Annotated in this window: 9 protein-coding genes; 7 read left to right on the forward strand and 2 right to left on the reverse strand. The window is 62.0% G+C overall.

Translation table 11 applies throughout. From position 1 onward, the window contains the following. Positions 1–80: 80 nt before the first annotated feature. Together ACWKV9_RS07515 and ACWKV9_RS07520 are read right to left on the reverse strand one after the other, a co-directional pair. Positions 81–13,901, reverse strand: a complete 13,821-nt coding sequence (locus tag ACWKV9_RS07515) for a BapA/Bap/LapF family large adhesin (RefSeq protein ID WP_483835461.1) — start codon at positions 13,899–13,901, stop codon at positions 81–83. A gap of 591 nt (positions 13,902–14,492) precedes the next feature. Further along, the gene (locus ACWKV9_RS07520) at positions 14,493–15,302 is read right to left on the reverse strand and encodes a phytanoyl-CoA dioxygenase family protein (protein WP_483835462.1); all 810 of its coding nucleotides are present in this window, start codon (positions 15,300–15,302) and stop codon (positions 14,493–14,495) included. A 533-nt stretch (positions 15,303–15,835) separates the two neighbouring features. On the opposite strand from ACWKV9_RS07520, the gene ACWKV9_RS07525 reads away from it, so the two are divergent. From ACWKV9_RS07525 to ACWKV9_RS07555, 7 genes are read left to right on the forward strand one after another with little or no spacing between them, the layout of a single operon-like run. Continuing rightward, positions 15,836–16,687, forward strand: coding sequence for a transporter substrate-binding domain-containing protein (locus tag ACWKV9_RS07525; protein WP_483835463.1), 852 nt, complete (start codon positions 15,836–15,838; stop codon positions 16,685–16,687). 9 nt (positions 16,688–16,696) lie between these two features. Next, entirely contained in the window at positions 16,697–17,344 is a 648-nt protein-coding gene (locus ACWKV9_RS07530) for an amino acid ABC transporter permease (protein WP_483835464.1), read from the forward strand. After that, the gene (locus ACWKV9_RS07535; RefSeq protein ID WP_483835465.1) at positions 17,341–18,000 is read left to right on the forward strand and encodes an amino acid ABC transporter permease; all 660 of its coding nucleotides are present in this window, start codon (positions 17,341–17,343) and stop codon (positions 17,998–18,000) included. Before ACWKV9_RS07530 ends, ACWKV9_RS07535 begins: the two co-directional genes overlap by 4 nt. A gap of 50 nt (positions 18,001–18,050) precedes the next feature. Then, positions 18,051–18,833 (forward strand): amino acid ABC transporter ATP-binding protein, encoded by a 783-nt coding sequence (locus ACWKV9_RS07540; protein WP_483835706.1) that lies wholly within the window; start codon positions 18,051–18,053, stop codon positions 18,831–18,833. Continuing rightward, complete coding sequence (locus ACWKV9_RS07545) at positions 18,830–21,214, forward strand: xanthine dehydrogenase family protein molybdopterin-binding subunit (RefSeq protein ID WP_483835466.1); 2,385 nt, start codon at positions 18,830–18,832, stop codon at positions 21,212–21,214. Before ACWKV9_RS07540 ends, ACWKV9_RS07545 begins: the two co-directional genes overlap by 4 nt. After that, positions 21,211–22,041, forward strand: coding sequence for an FAD binding domain-containing protein (locus ACWKV9_RS07550; protein ID WP_483835467.1), 831 nt, complete (start codon positions 21,211–21,213; stop codon positions 22,039–22,041). Before ACWKV9_RS07545 ends, ACWKV9_RS07550 begins: the two co-directional genes overlap by 4 nt. Then, positions 22,038–22,517 (forward strand): (2Fe-2S)-binding protein, encoded by a 480-nt coding sequence (locus ACWKV9_RS07555; RefSeq protein ID WP_483835468.1) that lies wholly within the window; start codon positions 22,038–22,040, stop codon positions 22,515–22,517. The genes ACWKV9_RS07550 and ACWKV9_RS07555 overlap by 4 nt, the downstream gene beginning before the upstream one ends. Positions 22,518–22,535 lie beyond the last annotated feature (18 nt).

Below are 22,535 nucleotides of genomic sequence, written 5' to 3' on the forward strand. Positions count from 1 at the left end.
ATAAATCCCTTACTGTCGGGCCCTTGCGCGCTGCTCGGCAGCGCGCGTTTCCTGGTTGTTTTCTGCTGCTGGCGCGTGGCTTAAACCACCTGCACGCCGTTCTGTACCCAAAGATGGTGGGTCGGGTCCTCCTGAGGTGTGTATTGGGTGTATTCCAGTCCGGCGGCCAGGTGCGTGCCATCGGCAGACCACTCGCCGGTCATGTGTACGCTGTCCTGCTGCGTACCCTTGATCAGCAACGTGCTGTGGTCGGCCTCGGTGATTGCGACCAGGTCCGACAGATTCAGCGTGAGCTTCACTGCGCTGGTCGCGTTGAGGTCGATGACTTCGATGTTGTGCAGGCGGGCCTGCAAATTCCCGAGGTCAATGGACGCATCGCCGCCTGCCCACAGCAGGGTGTCGGTGCCCGTGCCGCCGTCGACCGAGGCGAAGTGCTGATCGGTGATGATTAGCGTGTCGTTGCCCGCCCCGCCGTTGAGGGTGATGGCGCCACCCGCGTGATCAACGTTCAGCGTGTCGTTACCGTCGCTGCCCTGAATCACGACGTGATTGTTGACCGCCTCCTGAGTGGTGAGTGCTGCTGTTGTGGCGCTGTCATCGACCAGGCTGAACGCCGCCACACTGGCAACCGCGCTGGTGCCGGCCTGATGCAGGTCGATGGTCAGCGTCGCCGTGTCGGTGGTGCCGTTCGGATGGGTCAGTTGGTAAGTGAAGGTATCGGCATGGCCTACGGCTGCGTCGGTCAGACCGGCCTTGAGCGCGTAGGTGTAGCTGCCGTCAGCCTTGACCAACAGGGTGCCGTAGGTGCCGACCACACTGGTGCCGTTGTAGCCCGGCAACACGTAGGCGCCCGATGCCAATACCGCCAGTGAGGTAAGGGACGACCCCAATACATCAGGCCCTGCGCCTGCGGTGTCGGTGAACAGGTTGCCGGACACCGGCGTGCTGCTGCCGATCACGTTCTGGTTGGTCACGGTGGCATCGTTGATCAGGCCGACCGTCACGGTGTTCAACAGCGCAACACCGGTGACGGAAACGTTGACCCGGTAGGTGCCTGGTGTCTGATCTTCGACGGTCACGCCGTAGGTGCCGCCACCCAAAGTCAGTAGCGTTCCACCGGCCCAACTCTTGACCAACACATAGCTGCCGGTGGTGGTGTCGAGTTTGTAGAGCGCCAGAGTCAACGTCGGCAGCAGGTTCAGCAGGCTGACGGGCTGCACGGTCAGGGTCAGGTCGCTGACGGTATTGGCCGCCACATTGAAGCTGTAGGCGCCGGAGATAGAACCCAGCACCGCACCGGCGGTGCCCAATGTCGACACATCGTGGGTCACCGGATGAACCAGCGTGACATTGGTGGTCGCCACGTCATTGGTGGCATCCACCACCACCGCTGGCGCTGCCAGATTGGTGTTATTCCAGACTTCCACTGCTTGCGGGCTATCGATGCGCACATACAGCGTGGCGGAATCGCTGAGCCCGTTGCCGTGTACCAGTTGGTAAGTGAAGACATCGACCTTGCCGACGCTGGCTGCGTTGCCGTTTGGCGTGTAGCTGTAATTGCCCTGGCCGTCGATCGTCAGCGTGCCGTAAAGCCCCTGCACAGTCGTGCCCGCCGAAGCGTTGACGAACGCGCCCGCTTTGAGCACTTGCAACACCGCGCCGTTGTCGGGACCGGTGATGTCGCGCGTGCCGTCCGTGCCGATGTCCGTGATCACGTTGCCGGTAACAGCCGCACCCGCGACCCCGTTGAACTGGGTCAGGCTGGTGACGTCCATGTGCAGGTTGGAGTTGACGACCTGCAACAGGGTTAGCGACGCAGTGCTGGCAACCAGACGGTAATCGCCAGCGATCAAGGTGCCCATATCGACCACCAGACCAGTGCCACCGAGCAGGGCCAGATTGATTGGCGAACCATTCCCCGCCACACCGATCGTCACCCAGGCGCCCGTCGCATCCTTGACTTGCAGCGTATAGGTCCCGTTGGATGCCAATTCCAGAATGTTGCCCGTGGTCAGCGTCAGGGTGGAGTGAGCCGTCTCGCCGCTGTTGACCGTGAAGGCAAACGCCTTGGTTTGCGTGCCCAGGCCCAGAACGGTGAGGAAGCTGTCCGCGTAATTGCGCACCGTTGTCGCCGGTGTGAGGGTCACGGTGGCCGTCGCCAGATTGTCGCTGGCGATGACCGGCAGATTGACGTCGATGTCTGGCGCCGTGACGTTGGTGCTCGGCGAGACGTTGCCCTTGATGTCAGCGAGCGTGACTTTCAACACCTCGCCGTTGATCTGCGCGCTGTTCAGAGTGAGGGTGAACGTGCCGTTGGCCGCAGCCGTGCCGGTACCGATGGTGGTCCCGGCGGCGTTAGTGACGGTGACGATCGAGCCCGCTTCCGCGTTACCGGTCAGGGTCAAGCCATCTGCACTAACCAGAAGCGCACCCGCAGCAGGCGGTGGCGTCAGGTCTGGCGCAGTGGCATTGATCGGTGCCGACACGTTCAGCGTGGCGTCGAGTTGGGTGATGCTCAACACCTCGTTATTGATTTGCGCGGGTATCGTGACCGAGTAGGTCCCGTTGGCCGCCACGATAGCGCTGCCCAGCAAGGTGCCGTTGGCGCTGCGCACGACGATCTGATCCCCGACGATGCCCGTCCCCGTGACCAATGTGCCGCTGGCATTGACGACGCCTGTCGCGGGTGCGACGGGCGCAGTGATGTCCGGCGCGGTGATCCCCAAAGAAGGCGAAACGTTGTTGGAGCCGTCATTCAGACGCACCGTCAACGCCTGGCCATCGGCCTGAGCGGTGCTCAACGTCACGGTGAACTGGCCGTTGCTGCCCACCAGTGCGCTGCCCAACAATTCGCCGCTGGCGCCATACACTTTCGCGGTGGTGCCCGCTTCGCCCTGTCCGCTGACGGTGGTGCCATTGGCAGCCACACTCAGATTGCTGGCGATCAATGGCGCGGTGATGTCGGCAACGACGAGCGTTCCAGGTGCCGAGACGTTGGTGGCGGCGTCGGTCTGGCGCACGGTGAGGGTTTCGCCGTTGAGTTGAGCCGCGGTGAGTTGCACGGTGAAGACACCGTTGGCGCCCACTAGCGCATTGCCCAGCGGATTACCCAGGTTGTCAGTGACGACGACTCGGGCACCCGCTTCGCCAGTACCGCTCAGTTGCAGGCCGTCGTTGCTCAGTGCCAGATTGCCCGGCGCGTTGGGTGCGGTGGTGTCCAGTACGTTAAGCGAGACGGGCAGGGAGGTGTTGTTCGCCCCGTCCGTCAGCGTGACGTTGAGGGTGCCGCCGTTGAGCTGAGCAGCCGACAGGGTGATGTTGAAGGTGCCGGCGGCACCGACCGTGCCAGTGCCGAGCACATTGCCCGCGCCGTCGCGTACCGTCACCGCTGCGCCGATTTCGCCAGCTCCGCTCAGTTGCAGGCCGGTCCCGTTCAGCGCCAGATTGGTCGCGACCAATGGCGGGGTGATGTCCGGCGCGTTGATAGGCGTTGCCGGTGAATCCAGACCTGCACCTGCGCGGTCAGTCTGCACCGCCGTCAGCACTTGGCCGTTGGCTTGTGGCGGATCAAGGGTCACGCTGAAGGTGCCACTGGTCGTCACGTTGGTGGTCCCCAGCACCAGACCTGCCGCCGATTTGATGGTGACCAGTGCGCCGACTTCCCCGGTGCCGGTCACCAAAGTGCCCGTGGCGTTGATGACCGGATTGAGCAGCGCCGCAGGCGGTGTGGTGTCCAGCGCCACTACCGTGGTGGGTACGGAGCTACCGCCCAGCGCCGTGGTGGCGGTGACTTGCAGGGTTTCACCGTTGGTCTGCGCGGTCGGCAGCACAATCGTGTAGCTGCCATTCACAGCGATGCCGGTACTCAGTGGCAGTCCATTGCTGCCGTACACAGTGACCGTGCTGCCAACGGCGGCTGTACCGGTGACGGTCAGACCGTCGGCTGAAAGCACAGCGCCAGGTGCAGCGGGAGGAGGGGTCAGAGGTGCGGTAAACGGCGCCGGCAATGAAACGTTGCCCGCAACGTCGGTCTGGATCACGCTCAGCACCGTCAATGGGGCGACGGGGGTCGCAAAGGTGAACGTGAAGTTTCCGTTGGCATCGACCAGCGCGTTGCCCAGCACCGTGACTCCCGAGCGGATGGACACGGTAGCGCCTGCTTCGCCGTGGCCTGCCAGTTGGGTGTAGTTGGCACTGATCGTCAGCAGCGTGACGGCATCCGGTGCAGTGCCGTCGTGGGCATTGAAGCTCAACGGTGCGGAGGTGTTGTTCGCCGCATCCCTGGCGACAACGGTCAAGGGTTGGCCGGCGTTTTGCGGCGTGGTCAGCGTGACCACATAATTGCCGGTCCCGTTGGCCTGGGTGGTTCCTACGCTGACACCACCTGCGAATACCGTGACAAAGCTGCCCGCTTCGGCAGTCCCGGTCACCGTGTTGGCGGTCACGGCTGTGACCGTTGGCACGTCCGGCGCAGTGACATCCGGTACCAACAACGTAGCCGGTGTAGCGAGTACGTTGCCCTTGGCATCGGTCAGCGTGACACCCAGTTGCCCGCCATTGAGTTGTGCAGTACCCAGGGTGGCGCTGAAGTGGCCATCGGCGCCAACCGTTGCGGTGCCGATTACCGTGGTGCCGCTGAGCACTTTGACGCTGGCGCCGATCTCACCGTTGCCTTCGACCACCAGCCCGTTGGAGCTGAGGGTCAGACCGGTCGCGAGGGTAGGGGCCTGAACGTCCGGAACGGTGTAGCTCAGATTGGCGGAGCCGTTACCGGCGCCATCTTCCTGGACGACATTGAGTACCTGGCCGTTCAGCTGCGCCGGGCTCAATGTGACGCTGAACGTACCGTCGCCAGCCACCAGCACCTGACCCAGTTGCACGGGCGGGATGGCGCTGCTGTAGACGTGTACGGTTGCGCCCGCTTCACCGGTACCGCTCAGCGTCACGCCGTTGGCGCTCAACGAGAGGATGGTCGGCGCCGCAGGTGCGGTGGTATCAGGCGCGATGAGGGTTACGCCGGTTGACGGATTGCCAGTCGGGTCTTGTTGAATGACCGTCAGGGTTTCGCCGTTTCTTTGCGGCGTGGTCAGTTCGACACGGAAGCTGCCGTCGCTGGCGACCAGGCCGGTGCCGACGGTGTCCCCAAGATTATTAGTGATCACCAACCTGGCACCCGGCTCGCCGGTACCGGTGACAATGCTGCCCGTCGCGTCGATCGGCGTGATCGGGGTCAATACCACTGGCGCAGGCGGTGTGGTGTCTGGCGCGGGCAGGGTCCCTGCTGCCGATGTGTTGTTGGCCGTGTCGGTCAGCACCACGAGCAAGGTCTGGCCGTTGAGTTGCGCGGCGGTCAATGTGATGGAGAAATGGCCGTCAGCGCCGACCGTGCCGGTGCCCACGGACGTCCCGCCCAGTGGCGTGATGCTCACGGTGGTGCCGGCTTCCCCGGTGCCGGTCACTGTCAGGCCGTCATTGCTGATGAACAGGTCCACTGGCACGCCAGGTGGGGTCAGATCCGGCGCAGTGACCGGGACTGACGTGCTGACGTTGCCAGGAGGATCGGCCTGCTGAACCTGCAGAATCTGGCTATTGATCTGTGGTGTGGTCAGCGTAACGCTGAAGCTGCCGTTTCCGAGCACCAACGTGGTACCGATCACCACTCCACCTGGATCACGCACGGTCACGGTTGCGCCGGGCTCGCCGGTGCCTGTCACTACCACGCCCGCGTTGTTGATCGCCACGCCAGCCAATGGAGCCGGTGGCGTGAGGTCCGGTGCAGTGAGGCCGATGCTTGGCGATACGTTGAGCGAAGGGTCGGTCTGAGTGACAGTGATCGCTTCGGCGTTTTTCAGTGGGACGGCCAGTACCAGCGTGAAGGCGCCGGTGTCACCGACGATAACGCTGCCAATGGAAGTGCCCGCGCTGTTGCGCACAATGACAGTCGCACCGGCTTCGCCACGACCGGTAATGGTCGCGCCGTCGCCTGCGATGGCCACGCCGGTCAATACCAGCGGTGCGGTGGTGTCGATGGAGGTCTGCACAGCAGGCGAGACGTTGCCGCTGGCATCGGTCAGGGTTACGGACAGTTTTTCGCCGTTGGCCTGCGGGCTCAGCAGATTGACCTGGAAGGTCCCATCTACTTGAACCACGCCAGTGCCGAGCACCAGACCTGATACATCCTTGACCGTCACTGTCGCACCGGCTTCGCCAGTACCCGAGACGACCAGGCCGCTGGCGCTGACGCTGACGCCAGCAGCAGCGAGGGGTCCGACGAGATCCGGCGCAGTCAGGTTGACCGCAATCGATTCGTTGCCCTTGGCATCGGTCTGATCAAGGCTCAGCACCTGGCCCGCTGTCTGCGCAGGGTTGAGGGCCACCGTGAAGGTGCCGTCAGCTGCAACCAACGCGGTACCCAGCACTACACCGCCCTGACCTGCAACCGAGACAGTCGCCCCGGCCTCGCCACGACCGGTGAGGGTGATGCCGTTCGCCGCCAAATGGTAGTCGGTGATCGGCGCAGGAGGCGACGTGTCATTGGCCACGATCTGGGTCGGCAGCGAGTTGAGGCCATCGCTGCTCGATGCACTGACCGACAGCGTTTCGCCGTTGATCTGCGCGGTGCTCAGGGTCACGCTGAACGTGCCGTCGACGCCTGCCAGCGCGGTGCCCAGTTGCACGCCGTTAAGGCTGCGCACGGTGACGAGAGTGCCAGCGCCTGCGGTGCCGGTCACGGTCAGGCCGTCAGCACTGAGTACCAGGCCAGTCGGTGCGCTCGGCGCCAGGATGCCAGGCGCTGTGACCGAAGTCGCAGGCGAAACGTTGAGCGCTGCGTCGGTCTGAACCACGTTCAGCGCGTCACCGGCAGTGACGCCGGGAGCAAGCGTCACGCTGAAAGTGCCGTTGCTGGCAACGGTGCCGGTGCCGATGACAACACCCAAAGCGTTGGTCACGCTGACGGTGGCTCCGGCTTCACCCAAGCCGGTGAGGGTGGCGCCATTCGGGGCTACGGCCAGATTGCTGACCGGTACAGGGGCGGTCAGGTCAGCGGCTGTATAAGGAACCGCTGCCGACAGATTGCCCGCCGCATCGGCAGCCTTGACGCTGAGCACTTGGCTGTTGAGTTGTGGTGCATTGAGTGTCACCTGGAACGTGCCGTTGTCCGCCACAACCGCTGTGCCCAACACACGACCTTGTGCATCGGAAACCGTGACGGTGCTGCGGGCTTCGCCCAGACCAGTCAATTGCAAGCCGCTGGCGTTCAGGCTCAGATTGCTTGGATCAACGGGTGCTACGAAGTCCGGCGCGGTGACATTGACCGCAGCGCCTTCGTTGCCCGGTGGATCTTCCTGGTTGACGGTCAGAATTTGCGCGTTGTTTTGAATGCTGTTGAGCGTCAGGCTGAACGAGCCACTGCCGTTCACCAGTCCGCTGCCCAGCACCAGGCCCCCCGCGCTGCGCACGAAAACCGTGGCGCCGGGTTCGCCGTGACCGGTAACCGTCAGGCCGTCGGCGTTGATCACCACATCGGTCAAGGCCGCTGGCGGGGTGATGTCCGGCGCGAGAATGCTGCCCGCCGCCGACACGTTGCCGCTCGGATCGGTCTGGGTGACTTCAAGGGTCTGCCCGTTGTTTGGCACCGGCGACAGCGTGACGCTGAACAAACCGGTAGTGCCGACCACGGCGGTGCCCAGCAACACGCCGTTGGCGTCCCGCACGTTGACCGTTGCGCCAGCTTCGCCATGACCTGCCAGGGTCACGCCGTCGCCGGTAATGGTCAGATCAGTCACTGCCGCTGGCGGTGTGCGGTCCAGCGTTGCGACGCTGGTGATCGGAGAAAGATGGTTGGCGCCGTCCACCAGTTGCACTTGCAGGGGTGCGCCAGTCAGTTGAGGGTTTGGCAGGGTGACCTGGAAGTTGCCGCTCGGATCGACGGTGCCGGTTGCCAGCAAATTGCCGGAGGCATCGCGCACGTTGACGGTCGTGCCAGCCTCGCCTTGGCCTGTGACCACCGTGCCGCCAGCGTTGATGGAGACCCCGGTGGGGGCGAGCGGCGATGACAGATCCGGCGCGATGGTGCTGCTCGGTTGCGATTCGTTCAGCTTCAGGTCGGTTTGCCGGACCGTCAGGGTTTCGGCATTGAGCTGAGAGGGCGACAAGGCGATCGAGAACAGGCCGTTGCTGTCAACGATTGCGCTGCCGATCACCGCGCCCGCTGCGTTTTTCACGGTCACGGTGGCACCGGCTTCGCCGCGGCCACTGAGGGCGCTGCCATCGGTGCTGACCAGCAGATTGGTCGGCGCATCCGGCGCGGTGGTATCACCGGCCGTCAATGTGCCCGGCACAGAGGAGACGATGCCGTTGGACGCGGTAACGTGGAGGATTTGGCCATTGAGCTGGGCCGATCCCAGAATGACCGAGAATGTGCCGTCGCTGCCCACAAGGGCGGATCCCAGGACAGCGTTGCCAGTACCGGCGACGGTAACAGTGGTGCCCGCGACGCCGACACCGGTCAAGGTAAAGCCATCGACCGACAGGGCCAGGTTGGTCGGCGCTGGCAAGCCAGTGCCATCGGGCCCGCTCAGGGTCACGGGAGTCGAATTCAGACCAGCGCCGTCCGTGGAGATGACGGTCAGGGTGTCCGCAGTGACCGCGTTGGTGGTCAGTTCTACGACGAACACGCCGTTGGCGTTGATCTGTCCGATGCCAAGCACTAGCCCGTCGCCACGGGTGATCGTCACGGTAGTTCCGGCTTCCCCGGTCCCGGACACAGTGTGGCCATCCGGACTGATCACCAGGTTGGCAACGGCCACCGGCGGCGTTACATCCGGCACGGGGTAGGAGAACGGTTGCGAGGCATTGCCTTGGGCGTCGGTCACTACTAGCGACACGGTTTGCCCGTTGAGTTGTGGTGTGCTCAGCGGCACGCTGAAGTCGCCGTTGATATCAACCGGCGCGGTGCCCAGCACATTGCCAGTAGCGTCTCGCACTGTGACGGTGGTGCCTGGCTCCGCAGTACCCGTCAACAGGGTGCCGGTTGCGTCGACCGCCAGATTCCCCGGCGCAGCGGGCGCACTGAGATCAGGGGCCTGGAAGCTGACGTTGGGTGAGGCGTTGGTGCCGTCGGTGGCGCTGACGCTCAGCTGTTGCCCGTTCAGTTGCGGCGGGCTCAGGAACACCGAGAACGTCCCGTCAACGGCCACCACCGCAGTGCCCAGTTGGACATTGTTGGCGTCGCGCACGATCACAGTACTGCCCGCTTCACCGGTACCGGTGAGCGATGCGCCGTTAGGGCTGATCTGCAGACCGCTCGGGGTGGAAGGTGGCGTGTTATCAATGGCGTTGAAAGCAACCACCACCGAAACATGGCCTACAGCGTCCGACTGGCTGATCTCAAGCGGCTGACCGTTGCGCTGAGCGCTGGAAAGGGTAATCGAGAATGAGCCGTCGCTCGCTGCCACCGCGCTGCCCAGGGAAACCCCGTTGGCGTCACGGATGGTCACGGTGGCGCCCGCTTCACCGGTGCCGGTAATGGTGATGCCATCAGCAGCACGTACCAGAATGATCGGCGCATCGGGTGCCTGAATGTCAGGCGCATCCAGTGGTGAAACCGGAGAAGTGTTTTGCGCAGGGTCGGTTTGACTGACGCTGAGCGCTTCGCCATTGACTTGGGCAGGCGTCAGGTTGACGTCGAAGTGACCATTGGCGCCAACAATGGCGATGCCCAGGACCACACCCTGGCTGTTGACCACTTTAACTGTCGCGCCGATTTCGCCGTTGCCGCTGACAATGGCGCCGTTGGCGGAAATCGACAGGTTGGTCAATGCAGCTGGCGGGGTGGTATCGGTCGCCGTGGCAACCACCGCGACCGAAATATTGCCCGCCGCATCCGCCTGAACCACCTGCAGCGACTCGGCATTGGTTTGTGCTGTGCCTAGCGCGACGCTGAAAGTGCCGTCGCCATTGACCACTGCAGTGCCCAATACCACGCCATTGGCATCACGAACGGTGACCGTCGCACCGGGCTCGCCGATACCGCTGAGCACTTCGCCCAACCCATCGAACGCCAGACCGGTGACGGCTCCCGGCGCAAGCGTGTCGTTCGTCGTGTAAGGAACCTGCGCAGTATTGCCAGTGCCATCGACTGCACTGATCTGCAGGGTCTGGCCATTGTTTTGCGGGCTGTTGAGGGTGACGCTGAACGTGCCATTGGCGCCGACCACTGCCGTACCGAGCACGGCACCCGTGCTGTCGGTGACGGTGATGGTGGATCCGGCTTCGCCATTACCCGTCAGCAACGTACCGGCGCTATCAACATTGATATTGCTCGGCAGCAGTGGACCGTCCAGGTCCGGCGCGATGATCGCCAGCGGGGCGCTGCTGTTGCCAGCGGCATCGGTCAGGGTGACCTGCAGCGATTGTCCATCGATCTGCGGGTTGGGAAGGGTGACCGCAAAGCTGCCCGTGGCCGCCACAACCGCGGTGCCCAACACATTGCCCTGTGCATCCTTGACGGTGACTGTGGCACCGGGCTCACCCCGTCCACTCACCACCAGGCCATTCGGGTTTATTGCCAACGCGATCGGTTGGTCCGGTGCGGTGACGTCGGGAGCAGGTAACAGGGTCGGCACCGATTCTGCGCCGTTTGGCGCAACCGCCACGACTTCGAGCAGTTCCCCGTTGAGCTGAGGCGCGGTCAGGGTCACGTCGTAAGTGCCATTGGGCGCAACAACGACGCTGCCCAGCACATTGCCGTTGGCATCACGCACTTCAATGGTGTTGCCAGGGGTGCCGTTGCCGGTCACGTGAATGCCGTCGGCGCTGAGCACCGGATTGACCGGCGCAACAGGGCCGCTGCCGTCTGGCACGGTCACATCAGTGGCGGTGGAGGCATTGCCTGCAGCGTCCGCCTGGGTAACGGCAAGCACGACGCCTTCTGCCACTGGCGGAGCAAGCGCGATGATAAATGTACCGTTGGCTGCAACCGTCCCGCTGGCCAGGACGTTGCCGTTGGCGTCACGCACAGTAACGGTATCGCCCGCTTCGCCTTTGCCTGAGAGGGTCGCGCCATCTGGGCTGACCTTCAGATCGGTCACAGGAGCCGGTGCGGTACTGTCCGGCGCTGTCACCAGCACAGCTGCCGTGCTGTTGCCGCTGGCGTTGACCCCGTTGACGTCCAGCACTTCGCCGTTGACTTGCGGCGAATCGAGGGTGACTGCGAAGGTGCCGTCCGCCTCGACCCGGCCCACGCCAATGACTTGCCCTGAGGCGTTGCGTACGAAGATGCGCAGGCCGGGTTGACCGGTGCCGGTCAGGGTCAGGCCGTCGATCGACACCGCGAGATTTTCCGGTGCGAGAGGCTGGCTAAGATCCGGCGCAGAAACCGCTACGTTATCGGACACGTTGCCAGCTGCGTCTGTCAGCGTGACGGTCAACGACTGGCCGCCGGTCTGAGCAGGGGACAGCGGGACATTGAACAGACCATCAGCGCCGACGATACCGGTTGCCAGGATATTGCCGCTGGCGTCGAGAATGGTCACCGTCGCGCCCGCTTCACCACGGCCGCTGAGCTGAGCGCCATTGCCACTGATGGCAACATCGGTCGGGGCCGCTGGAGGGGTTGTGTCGACCGGGGGCGTTGTGCCGACATCCGGTGCTGTGACCGCACTGGCGGCGGAGGCATTACCGGCAGCGTCGACTGCGCTCACGGCAAGGTTTTGTCCCGCGTCCTGCGCGGGGCTGAAGGTCAGGGTGAACGTGCCATCGGCCGCGACGATCGCAGTGCCCAGCAGCGTTCCGTCTGCCGCGCGCACTTGCACGGTGGCGCCGGGCTCTGCAGTGCCGGTCAGTTGCGTGCCATCGGCGTTGAACACCAGTGCGCCGGGTGCGCCGGGGGCTGTGGTGTCGGCGGCGGTGACGGGGACTTGCGCAGAAGCGTTGCCGGCAGCGTCGGTCTGGCCGACGGAAAGGGTCTCACCGTTGGTTTGCGGGGTGCCAAGCGGAACGGTAAACGTGCCATCTGCGGCGACGATAGCGCTGCCTAATACGTTGCCATTGCTGTCACGCACGGTCACGGTGGCGCCTGCTTCACCGGTGCCGCTGAGGGTCAGGCCATCGGCGCCGACTGCCAGATTGCCTGGGCCAGCAGGAGCTGTGCTGTCGGCAGCCGTGACGGGGGCTTGCGGTGAAGCGTTTCCAGACGGGTCAGTCTGGCCGACAGAAAGTGTCTGGCCGTTGGTTTGCGATGTGCTGAGCGGAACCGTAAAAGTACCGTCCGCACCCACCACAGCGCTGCCCAATACGTTGCCATTGGCATCACGCACGGTCACGGTGGCGCCTGCTTCACCGCTACCGGTGAGGGTCGAGCCATCAGCAGCGACTGCTAGGTTGGTCGGTGCAGCAGGGGGCGTGGTGTCGCCCTCGGTGACTGCGGTGACAGGGACTTGCGGCGAAGCGTTGCCCGCAGGGTCGGTCTGGCCGACGGACAGGACCTGCCCATTGGTTTGTGCGGTGCTGAGCGGGACAGAGAACGTACCGTCCGCCGCCACGACAGCACTGCCAAGCACATTGCCGTTGGCATCACGCACAGTGACGGTGTCGCCTGCTTCACCTCTACCGGTCAGGGTCAAGCCATCGGCGGCCACTGCCAGATTGGTTGGGCCATCGGGAGCGGTGGTGTCAGCTGCAGTGACGGGGACTTGTGCCGAGACGTTGCCAGCCGGATCAGTCTGGCCGACAGAAAGCGTCTGACCGTTGGTTTGCGGTGAACTGAGGGGGACGGTAAAAGTACCGTCCGCACCCACGACAGCGCTGCCCAATACGTTGCCGTTGGCATCACGTACGGTCACAGTGGCGCCTGCTTCGCCGCTCCCGGTAAGGGTCGCGCCATCGGCGGCCACTGCCAGATTGGTTGGGCCAGCGGGAGCGGTGGTGTCAGCAGCTGTGACGGGGACTTGTGCCGAGACGTTGCCAGCCGGATCAGTCTGGCCGACAGAAAGCGTCTGACCGTTGGTTTGAGGTGAGCTGAGCGGGACCGTAAAAGTACCGTCCGCACCCACGACAGCGCTGCCCAACACATTGCCATTTGCATCGCGCACGGTCACGGTGTCGCCCGCTTCACCGGTACCGGTGAGGGTCGAGCCATCGGCAGCGACTGCAAGATTGGTCGGGCCAGCCGGAGCTGTCGTATCAGGGCTGGTGATCGGTGTTGCGGGGGAGACGTTACCCGCGGTATCCGTCTGGTCAACCACCAACGGGGCACCGTTGAGCTGTGGCGCATTCAAGGGGACAGTGAAAGTGCCATCCGCCCCTACCACTGTAGATCCGAGCAGATTGCCACGGGTGTCGCGCACATTGATCGTGGCCCCGGCTTCGCCGATACCACGTACGGTCAGCCCATCGGCCGAGACCGTGACATTGCCCGGTGCAGTGGGCGGGCTAACGTCACCGCCACCACCACCACCACCACCGCCACCACCACCGCCAGATGCTGCCGCGGCGCCGCCCGCGCCCAATAGCGCCAATCCGGCAATGGCGAACTCGGGCGTAGCGCTGCCCACTACACCAACACCGGCGAGCAAGGATTCAAGGGAGGAGATTTCTTCGAAGGTGAAGCCGGCAAAAGCTTCGCGGCTGTACTGCGCTTGCCAAAGGGTTCCGTCTTCAGCCTGGAACACCATGTCGCTGCCAACACCATTGGGATCAGTGTTGAAGAAGTTGCTCACGGTGATGTGTTCACCGGATTTGAGCGTGACCGTCAGGTCCTGGCCGTTGCGAGTAACCGTAGCCACCTCTCTGGGCGACACCGGCATTTGCACAACGCTTGATTTTGAAAGTTGTACGTTACCCCAGGCATTTGCAGAAATTTCGGATGTGGATTTATCGGCGACTACAATATTGTCCATAACGGCTCCTGCCATTTCCATACGCGCGCGCCAGACTTCGGTGGTCCTGGCTTGCGCTAAAACAGCTGACACTCAAACGAGTGGTGTCAGCTGAATCTTTTTTAACCAAACAGAGATGTTTGGCATCCATCCGGATAGTCATCGGTATAGCAAAGAAAAATAATCTGGCGAGTCCGGTAGGGCCTTTCGCAGGACTGGCGGGCAGGACGTAAACGTTTTTTAAACAGGATATTGACGCAAACCAGGCCCCTGGGAGGGGATTCGAAAATGGCGAATTGGCCAGCATCGACGGGGGAATTGCTGATTGCAGGATGCAATCAAAACGCCATAAGTGGGCGTCAATTTGACGCTAAAAATTTGGCGTGTTTATTTTCAAAAATCGGATAAGTGGTTCATGGACGGGGGGCTAAGCAGCGAGATTTTTTTCAAATGTCGAAACTTGGTCAAACGGATGACGAATCGGGGGACGGGAAAGGCCAAAACGCGGTTTTTGACAGCGCGCCGTCTCGCAAACGTTTGCTCGAAAAGCAACACGATCACAAGCTGCGGGCTGAGCCGCGACTGGATCCTATGATCGTGAGCCAGCGTTGCTCACCCGCCTTTGACTTCACCATCGCGATACTGGCCCCACGCCTGATGCAATTGCTCCATCGACGGCGCATCGTAGTCGCAGGTTGGCAGCGCCTCGGGGTCCCAGTGCCCAAAGTGGTCCTCTCCGCGGACCAACGTGGCGCGGCGGCGGCCGATCGTCGAAGTAACGTGGGTAGGAATGTAGAAAAACGCAAAACCGATGCGTCGGTCATCGGTGGTGTTGCAACGCGAGCTATGTGCGGTGCGCTCGTGGTGCAGTGAAAACTCTCCGGCATTGAGTGGCATTTCAAGGCCCAGGCTGTCGTCCACGCCGATCAGCGCTTGCCCCTTGGCGAGCATGTTGTCTTTGGCGAAGGTTTCCTGATGCTGGTAATCCGGCTCCCGATGCGAACCGGGCAAAATGCGCAGGCAACCGTTTTCCGAGGTTGCATTGGTGAAGCCAACCCAGACCGTGACTTCTTCATGGGGCGACAGACCGAAGTAGGTCGAGTCCTGATGCCATGACACATAGCGCGGATCGTTGGCGTTCTTGGCAAATACCGAAGCACCGAACAGGAGGATATTGTGGCCGATCACATCTTCCACCGCATCGAGAATCCTCGGATTGCACGCCAACTCCACAAAGGCCGGTGAGGCCAGATGAGCTTTTATCTTCAGCGAGCGATTGGCGTCTTCACCTACATGCGCTTCATACGCTTCGATGCGCGCTCGATAGCCGGCTGCGTCTTCCGGGCTCATGGCTGTGAAAGGGTAGGCGTAGCCATGGGACTTGAAGTGTTCGACTTGCGCCGCTGTCAGGTGCTTGGTCATAGGGTCCTCTATCGTCAGGGCTGGGAGTATCAACGACCCGTAAGCCAGAACCGTGCCGAAAAGTCAGCGCCTGAATAAAGCCGCTTGAAAACAGGTACATAGAGGATAAGAGGTGAGTGGCGTCTATATGGGCTATACCCCGTATCTGAACAGATAGATATTTCCTTGATAAATAAACCTCTGAAATAAATCCATACAAAACAGTTAATTGGGTATTTTTTAGTTGGCTATCTCCAGCCATATCGAGATCTGCGTGTATCTCTATCTCAATAAAAACAGGCCGTTTAATCTGTGCTTTTGAGAGGCATACCCCGTATATCCCGGATTATTTTGGTGCGCAGTCTCATCGTTTCCCGCCCGCTAGCGGTCGTTGAAATTTCGCCACCCAGTCTCAGGCCCGGTAAACCGAGCGTCCGCGCTGTACGATAATAGGTGGCATGCCACTTGCTTTGTTCAAGGTAAGCGCTCGAAAGCGCTGCCAGCCCGGACCATTTCGATGGACCGACCTCACACGGACTCAGCAAGGAAATTCCATGACTGCTCTACTGCACAAGCTCAAGCGTCGGATGCGTATCAGTAAGTCGGTGCTGGCCCTCGCGGTGGCGATGACCGCAGCCCTGGCCAACACTGCCATGAGTCATGCGGCCACGATTGACGAGGTCAAAAGCCGTGGTTATCTGCTTGTGGCCACAGAGGATGACTATCGTCCGTTCGAGTTCATGCAAGACGGCAAGGCCACCGGCTACGACAACGAGTTGCTGGCGCTGGTGGAAAAATCCTCCGGCGTGAAGATTCGCCAGCAAGTGCTGCCATGGGCCGGGATTCTGCCAGGCGTCACTACCGGTAAATACGACATGGCGCTGTCAGCGGTACTGGTCACGGCGGCTCGCAAACCTACGTTTGACTTCACTTCGCCAACCGCTCAGACCGCGACCTTTTTTGCGACGAAAAAGGGCAGCAGTATTCTCAAGCCTGAAGACCTGATCGGCAAAACTGTTGGCGGCGAAACCGGCAGCGCGATGCTTACCGACCTCAAAGACTTCGACGCCAAACTCAAAGCCAAGGGCAAAGGCCTCAAGGAGATCGTCGAGTACCACGGCTATCCCGAGGCGTATCAGGATCTGGCCAACGGGCGTCTGGACGCGGTTGCCAACACCGACTTGTCGTTGAATGACCTGGTCAAGGAGCGTGGTGACATGTTCGTCATCGGCCAGGCAATCGGTGAACCGACCTACCTGGCGTGGGCTGTGGCGAAGGGCAACGCCGGTGTTCTGAAAATGGTCGACGACGCGCTGCTTGAGTTGCGCAAGAACGGCGAAATGTATCGCCTGCAGAAGAAGTGGCTGGGCGAGAGCCATGAAAACATGCCCGTCAACGTCAACTGATCGACGCCCATGACGGCATACGACTACTGGAGCATCCTGCTGGGTGCTCTGTCGACGATAGGGGTTTCGCTGGTCAGCATTATTGTTGGCGTGCCCCTTGGCCTTGGCCTGGCGTTGATTCGCTGGGGCAAGGTGCCGGTGGCGCGGCAAGCGGTGTTCACGTACGTCAGCATCATGCGTTCGTGCCCGGCAGTGACGTTGATCTTGCTGATCTTCTTCGCGCTGCCACAGTTCGGCATATCGCTGGACCCTGCCAGCGCTGGCATCCTGGCGCTGACCCTGTCCACCGCTGCGTTCAACTGCGAAATCTGGCGCGGTGCATTGATCGCTTTTCCCAAACAGGAATACGACGCCGCGCTGGCATTCGGCATGCGCCGCAGCTTGCGCCTGCGTTTGATCGTGCTGCCACAAGTGTGGCGCTCAAGCCTTCCCGGGCTGGTCAATGAAATGACCATGCTCCTCAAATCCAGTCCTGCCGTCGCGGTCATTGGCATGGTGGAAATCACCCGTGCGGCGCAACGGGTAGGTGCGCGAACTTATGATCCGCTGCCTCCGTTCATCTTTGCCCTGTTGTTGTATAGCGTGATCGTTTACCTGTTGATTCGCTTGCAGCGTCGGCTCGAACGGCGCAGCAGTGCTCATGAGGTGACGGCATGATCAACGACTTCCTGACCATCTGGGGCCAGTTGCCGGATATCGGCAGCGGCTTTCTCAACACGATCATTCTGGTCAGCATCGCCGCCACCGCCTCCTTGCTGCTGGGCATGTTACTGACGCCAATGCTGATGTCCTCGCGGCCTGGCATCGCCCGCATCGCCAACACATTCTGCGATGCCATGCGCTGCGTGCCATTTCTTCTGTTCGTGTACCTGATCTACTTTGCGCTGCCCTCCATGGGCATTCGTCTTTCCAACTGGAGCAGCGGGGTGCTGGCCCTGGTGTTGTACAACTCGGCTTATATGGCGGTGCTGTTGCGCGCGGCCTGGCAGGACTTGCCCGCCGACACCATCGAATCTGCCCGGGCGTTTGGCTTTCACGGGGTCAGTCTGATGCGCCGCATCATCATGCCCCCGGTGGTCATGCGCGCGATCCCAAGTCTAGGTAATCAGCTGATCCAGATCGTCAAGGACAGCGCGTTCCTCTCTATCATCGCGGTGACCGAACTGACCAGCGTGATGAACTCGATCCAGTCCACTTACTTCATTCCTTTTGCTGCGTTTCTCTCGGCGGTGCTGCTGTATTGGGTGCTATGCCTGTGCATCGAGATCCTGACCAGCCTTCTGACTCGTTATGCCGAGGAGCGTCGAACGTGAATGCACTGCAACCTTCCCCCAGCGATCTTGCATCGACCGCGCAGACCAAAGTGCTGCAACTGCAGGGCATCTCCAAGTGGTTTGGCGACAACAACGTGCTCAAGGACGTCTCGCTGGACGTCATGAGTGGGGATGTCGTGTGCTTGCTGGGGCCTTCCGGTTGCGGCAAATCCACGCTGCTGCGCTGCATCAACTGGCTGGAACAGCCCAATGCCGGCAGCGTGTTTTTAAAAGGGCAACGCATGGGCGTGCACAAGGGTGGCGTAAAGATGAACGATGCGGATCTGGCGCAGATGCGTTCGCGCATCGGCATGGTGTTTCAGCACTTTGCCCTGTGGCCCCACCTCAGCGTGCTGGACAACATCATGCAAGCGCCGCTTTACGTGCAAAAGCGCGACCGCGATGAGGTTCGTCGGGAAGCACTGGCTCTATTGGCACGGGTCGGTCTGGCGGAGAAGGCTGAGGTGTTTCCGGCGCGGTTGTCCGGCGGCCAGAAACAACGCGTCGGCATTGCCCGGGCGCTGGCGATGAAGCCCGATATTCTGCTGTTCGATGAGCCTACCAGTGCGCTAGACCCCATGTTGGTCGGTGAGGTGCTTGAGGTGATTCGTGGTCTGGCAAGCGAAGGCGCGACCATGGTCATCGTTACTCACGAGATGGAGTTTGCCCGCCAGGTCGCCAGCCATGTGGTGTTTATGGACGCAGGGGACATTGTCGAAAGCGGTCCCCCGGCTGAATTCTTTTGCGCGCCTAAAACCGCGCGTGCGCAACAGTTTCTGTCGCGCTTTCACAGTGGCGCGGCACATGCCATGCCTCAGGGAGGCCCGCAATGACTGTTCAGTCGCAACCATCCGGCCAAGGAATCGGCGCTTCATTGCCGCGCAAGGAAGATGATCGCTTCATGCGCGGTCGTGGCAATTACATCGGCAATATCCGCTTCCCCGGCATGCGCGATGTCGCATTCGTGCGCAGCCCGGTCGCCCATGGACACATCCTGGAGATCGAAAAACCTATCGGCCTTGAAAGCTCGGTCTACACCCTGGACGACCTGGTCGGCGTCAAACCCATCGTCGCCAACTCCGGTTTGCCGGGCTTCAAATCCTCTGAGCAGCCGGTGCTGGCCAGCGGCAAGGTACGCCAGGTGGGCGAGATGATCGCCATGTGTGTGGCCGACACCCGCGCCGAAGCCGAGGATATCGCTGGCGCGACCTTCGTCGATTTCGATGAGCTGCCTGCGGTGGTCGACATGCTTGCCGCCCGTGAGCCGGGCTCGGCGCTGGTGCATGAACACTGGGGTGACAATGTCTTTCTGGAAACCACGGTGGACGCCGACCTGGACGAGATTCGCCAGCGCGCTTCGATTCATGTGCATCGCGTGCTACGCACTGCTCGACAGAGCATGGCGCCAATGGAAGGCCGTGGCGTGGTCGCCTATTGGGATCGCCGCCTGAGCCAGTTGGTGGTGTACACCTCGGCGCAGATGCCGCACATCAACCGAACTGGCCTGGCCGGCTGTCTGGGGCTGGACGAAGGCAGCGTGCGGGTGATCTCCCCTGATGTCGGCGGCGGCTTCGGCTACAAGGGCATCTTGCTGCCTGAAGAAGTCTGCGTGGCCTGGCTGGCGATGCATCTGGATCACCCGGTGCGCTGGATCGAAGACCGTCGCGAACAACTGGTCGCCAACGCCAACTGCCGAGAGCACCACTACGACATTCACGCCTACGCCGACAAAGACGGCCGTTTGCTAGCGGTCGATTGCGAGGCGCATGTGGATTCCGGCGCTTATTCTTCTTACCCGTTTTCGGCCTGTCTGGAAGCCGCCCAAGTGGCGAGCATCTTGCCGGGGCCCTACAAAATGGAACGCTACCGTTGTCGCACCTGGTCGGTGGCCACCAACAAACCGCCGATCCTGCCTTATCGCGGCGTGGCCCGCACCGGGGTGTGCTATGCCATCGAAACGGTGATGGATGCGATTGCGCTACAAGCCGGGCTTGAACCGTTTGAAGTGCGCTTGCGCAATCTGGTGCAACCCCAGGAGATGCCCTACGACAACATCACCCGCAAGCATTTCGACAGCGGTGACTACCCGGAGGCGGTTCGCCGGGCGATCAAAGCCATCGACCTGCCAGCCGTTCGCGCCCGCCAGCAACAGGGCGAAGCCGACGGTCGATTGATTGGCGTCGGTCTGGCAGTGTTTTGCGAGCAGGGCGCCCACGGCACTTCGGTGTATTTCGGCTGGGGCATCCCAATGGTGCCGGGTCGCGAACCTGCGAGCCTGCGCCTGACACCGGACGGCATTCTGGAGATCCGTGTGGGCGTTCACTCCCACGGGCAAAGCATGGAAACCACCTTGGCGCAGATCGCCAATGAGGTGCTTGGGGTCGATCCGCAGCGGGTGCGAATCGTCTTTGGCGACACCGGCATGACGCCTTATTCCACTGGCACCTGGGGCTCGCGTTCCATCGTCATGGCCGGTGGCGCAGTGGGCCAGGGCTGCAAACTGTTGCGTGACCGCCTGCACCACGTAGGCGCCTATTTGCTCAAAGATCCTCTGGACAGCGTGACCTGGAGCGAAGGCGGCGTCTGCGGGCCGTCTGGCCACGTCGGCCTTGGTGAGCTGAGCCGCATCTGGTACCTGCAACCTCAGCGTCTGCCGCCCGATACCCACGAAGGCGGGCTGGAAGTGCACACCACGTATCAGGCGCAGCGCGACACCGGCACCTTCAGTTATGCCTGTCACGCCGTGGTAGTGGCGGTCGATCCGCAGTTGGGCAAAACCGAAATTCTGGATTACGCCATCGTCGAAGACGGCGGCAAGCTGATCAACCCGATGGTCGTCGACGGTCAGGTGTATGGCGGTGCAGCCCAAGGGATCGGCACGGCGCTGTATGAAGAGATGCCCTATAGCAAAGAAGGCCAGCCTTTGGCCTCGACCCTGGCTGATTACATTTTGCCGGGCGCCACCGAAGTCCCTTCGATCCGCATCGAGCACATGGAAACCCTGGCGCCGTACACCTCGTTTGGGCAGAAGGGTATTGGTGAAAGTGGCGCAATCGGATCACCTGCTGCCATTGCCAATGCCATCAACGACGCCTTGCGCCCGCTGGGGGTTGAAGTCTCGCAATTGCCGTTGTCGCCGCGTGTGGTATTCGCCGCGCTCAGCAGTAAACAGCGCCAGGCCGCGCCCGCCGAACCGATGGAGGTAGTGTCATGAAAGCTGTGGCTTTTGATTACCAGTGCCCGACCAGTGCCGCCGACGCCGTGCAACTGCTGCGGGCCAGCGAGGGCATGGGCAAGATCGTTTCGGGCAGCCAGTCGCTGGGCCCGATGATGAATTTGCGTCTGGTGCAGCCTGAGCAATTGATTGACGTGCGGCGTCTGGCCGAACTGCGCGACGCGGTGGAGGAGTCGGGCAGCATCCTGCTGGGCGCCGCCGTTACCCACGCCAATATCGAAGACGGCATTGTCCCGGACCCTTCTCAGGGCCTGATGCCCTACGTCGCGCGCGGCATTGCTTATCGGGCCGTCCGCAATCGCGGAACCCTGGGCGGCAGTCTGGCTCACGCTGATCCTGCCGCCGACTGGGTAAATGTCATGGCACTGCTCGGTGCGGAGATTCTGCTGTTGGGCCCCGATGGAGAGCGCGGCATCAAGGCCGAGGCGTTCATGCTCGGCGCGTTCACCACCGAGCTGGCGGAAGACGAAATTATCCGTGCCGTGCGCATCCCGCGACTGAGTGTCGGCGCGCGCTGGAGCTACTACAAATTCAATCGCAAAACCGGCGAATTCGCTGAAGCCATCGCGGCGTTCGTCGATGATCCCCAGCGCGGTGTGCGTCGGGCAATCATCGGCGCAGTGGACGGCTCACCTCAGGTGATCGAAGACGCGAGTGCGCTGATCGATGGCTGGGAGGATACGCTGGCCGATCCGTGGTTGCTGGCAGCAGGCATCGAGCCGGACAGTTATGAATACCAAATCCATCGGGTGGCGCTGCAACGTGCCGCCGAGCAATTGTCTTGCCCACGCGGAGCCTTGTCATGACGCAATTGAAACTGACGGTCAACGGCAAGGCGATCAGCGCCGAGGTCGAACCGCGCACACATCTGGCGGATTTTCTGCGTGAAGAACGCGTGCTCACTGGCACCAATATTGGCTGTGAACAGGGTGTGTGCGGGGCGTGTACGGTGATGATCGACGGCGCACCCATGCGTTCGTGCATTGTTTACGCCGCAGCCTGCAATGGCGCCGAAGTGCGCAGCATCGAGGACTTCGACCAAGACCCTGTGATGACTCAGTTGCGTGCCGCGTTCACCGCCGAGCACGCGCTTCAATGCGGCTACTGCACGCCGGGCATGCTCGCCACCGCACGCGATATCGTGCTGCGCATTCCTAGCGCCGATGAGGCGCGTATTCGCCACGAACTGTCGGGCAACCTGTGCCGATGCACCGGTTATGTAGGGCTGGTCAAGGCCATCACCCGTGTTCTTGATCAGCGGCGCGAGCTGTCGCCAGCCTGATCCCATTACGAGGTAACA

It is taken from the genome of Pseudomonas corni (assembly GCF_057128765.1).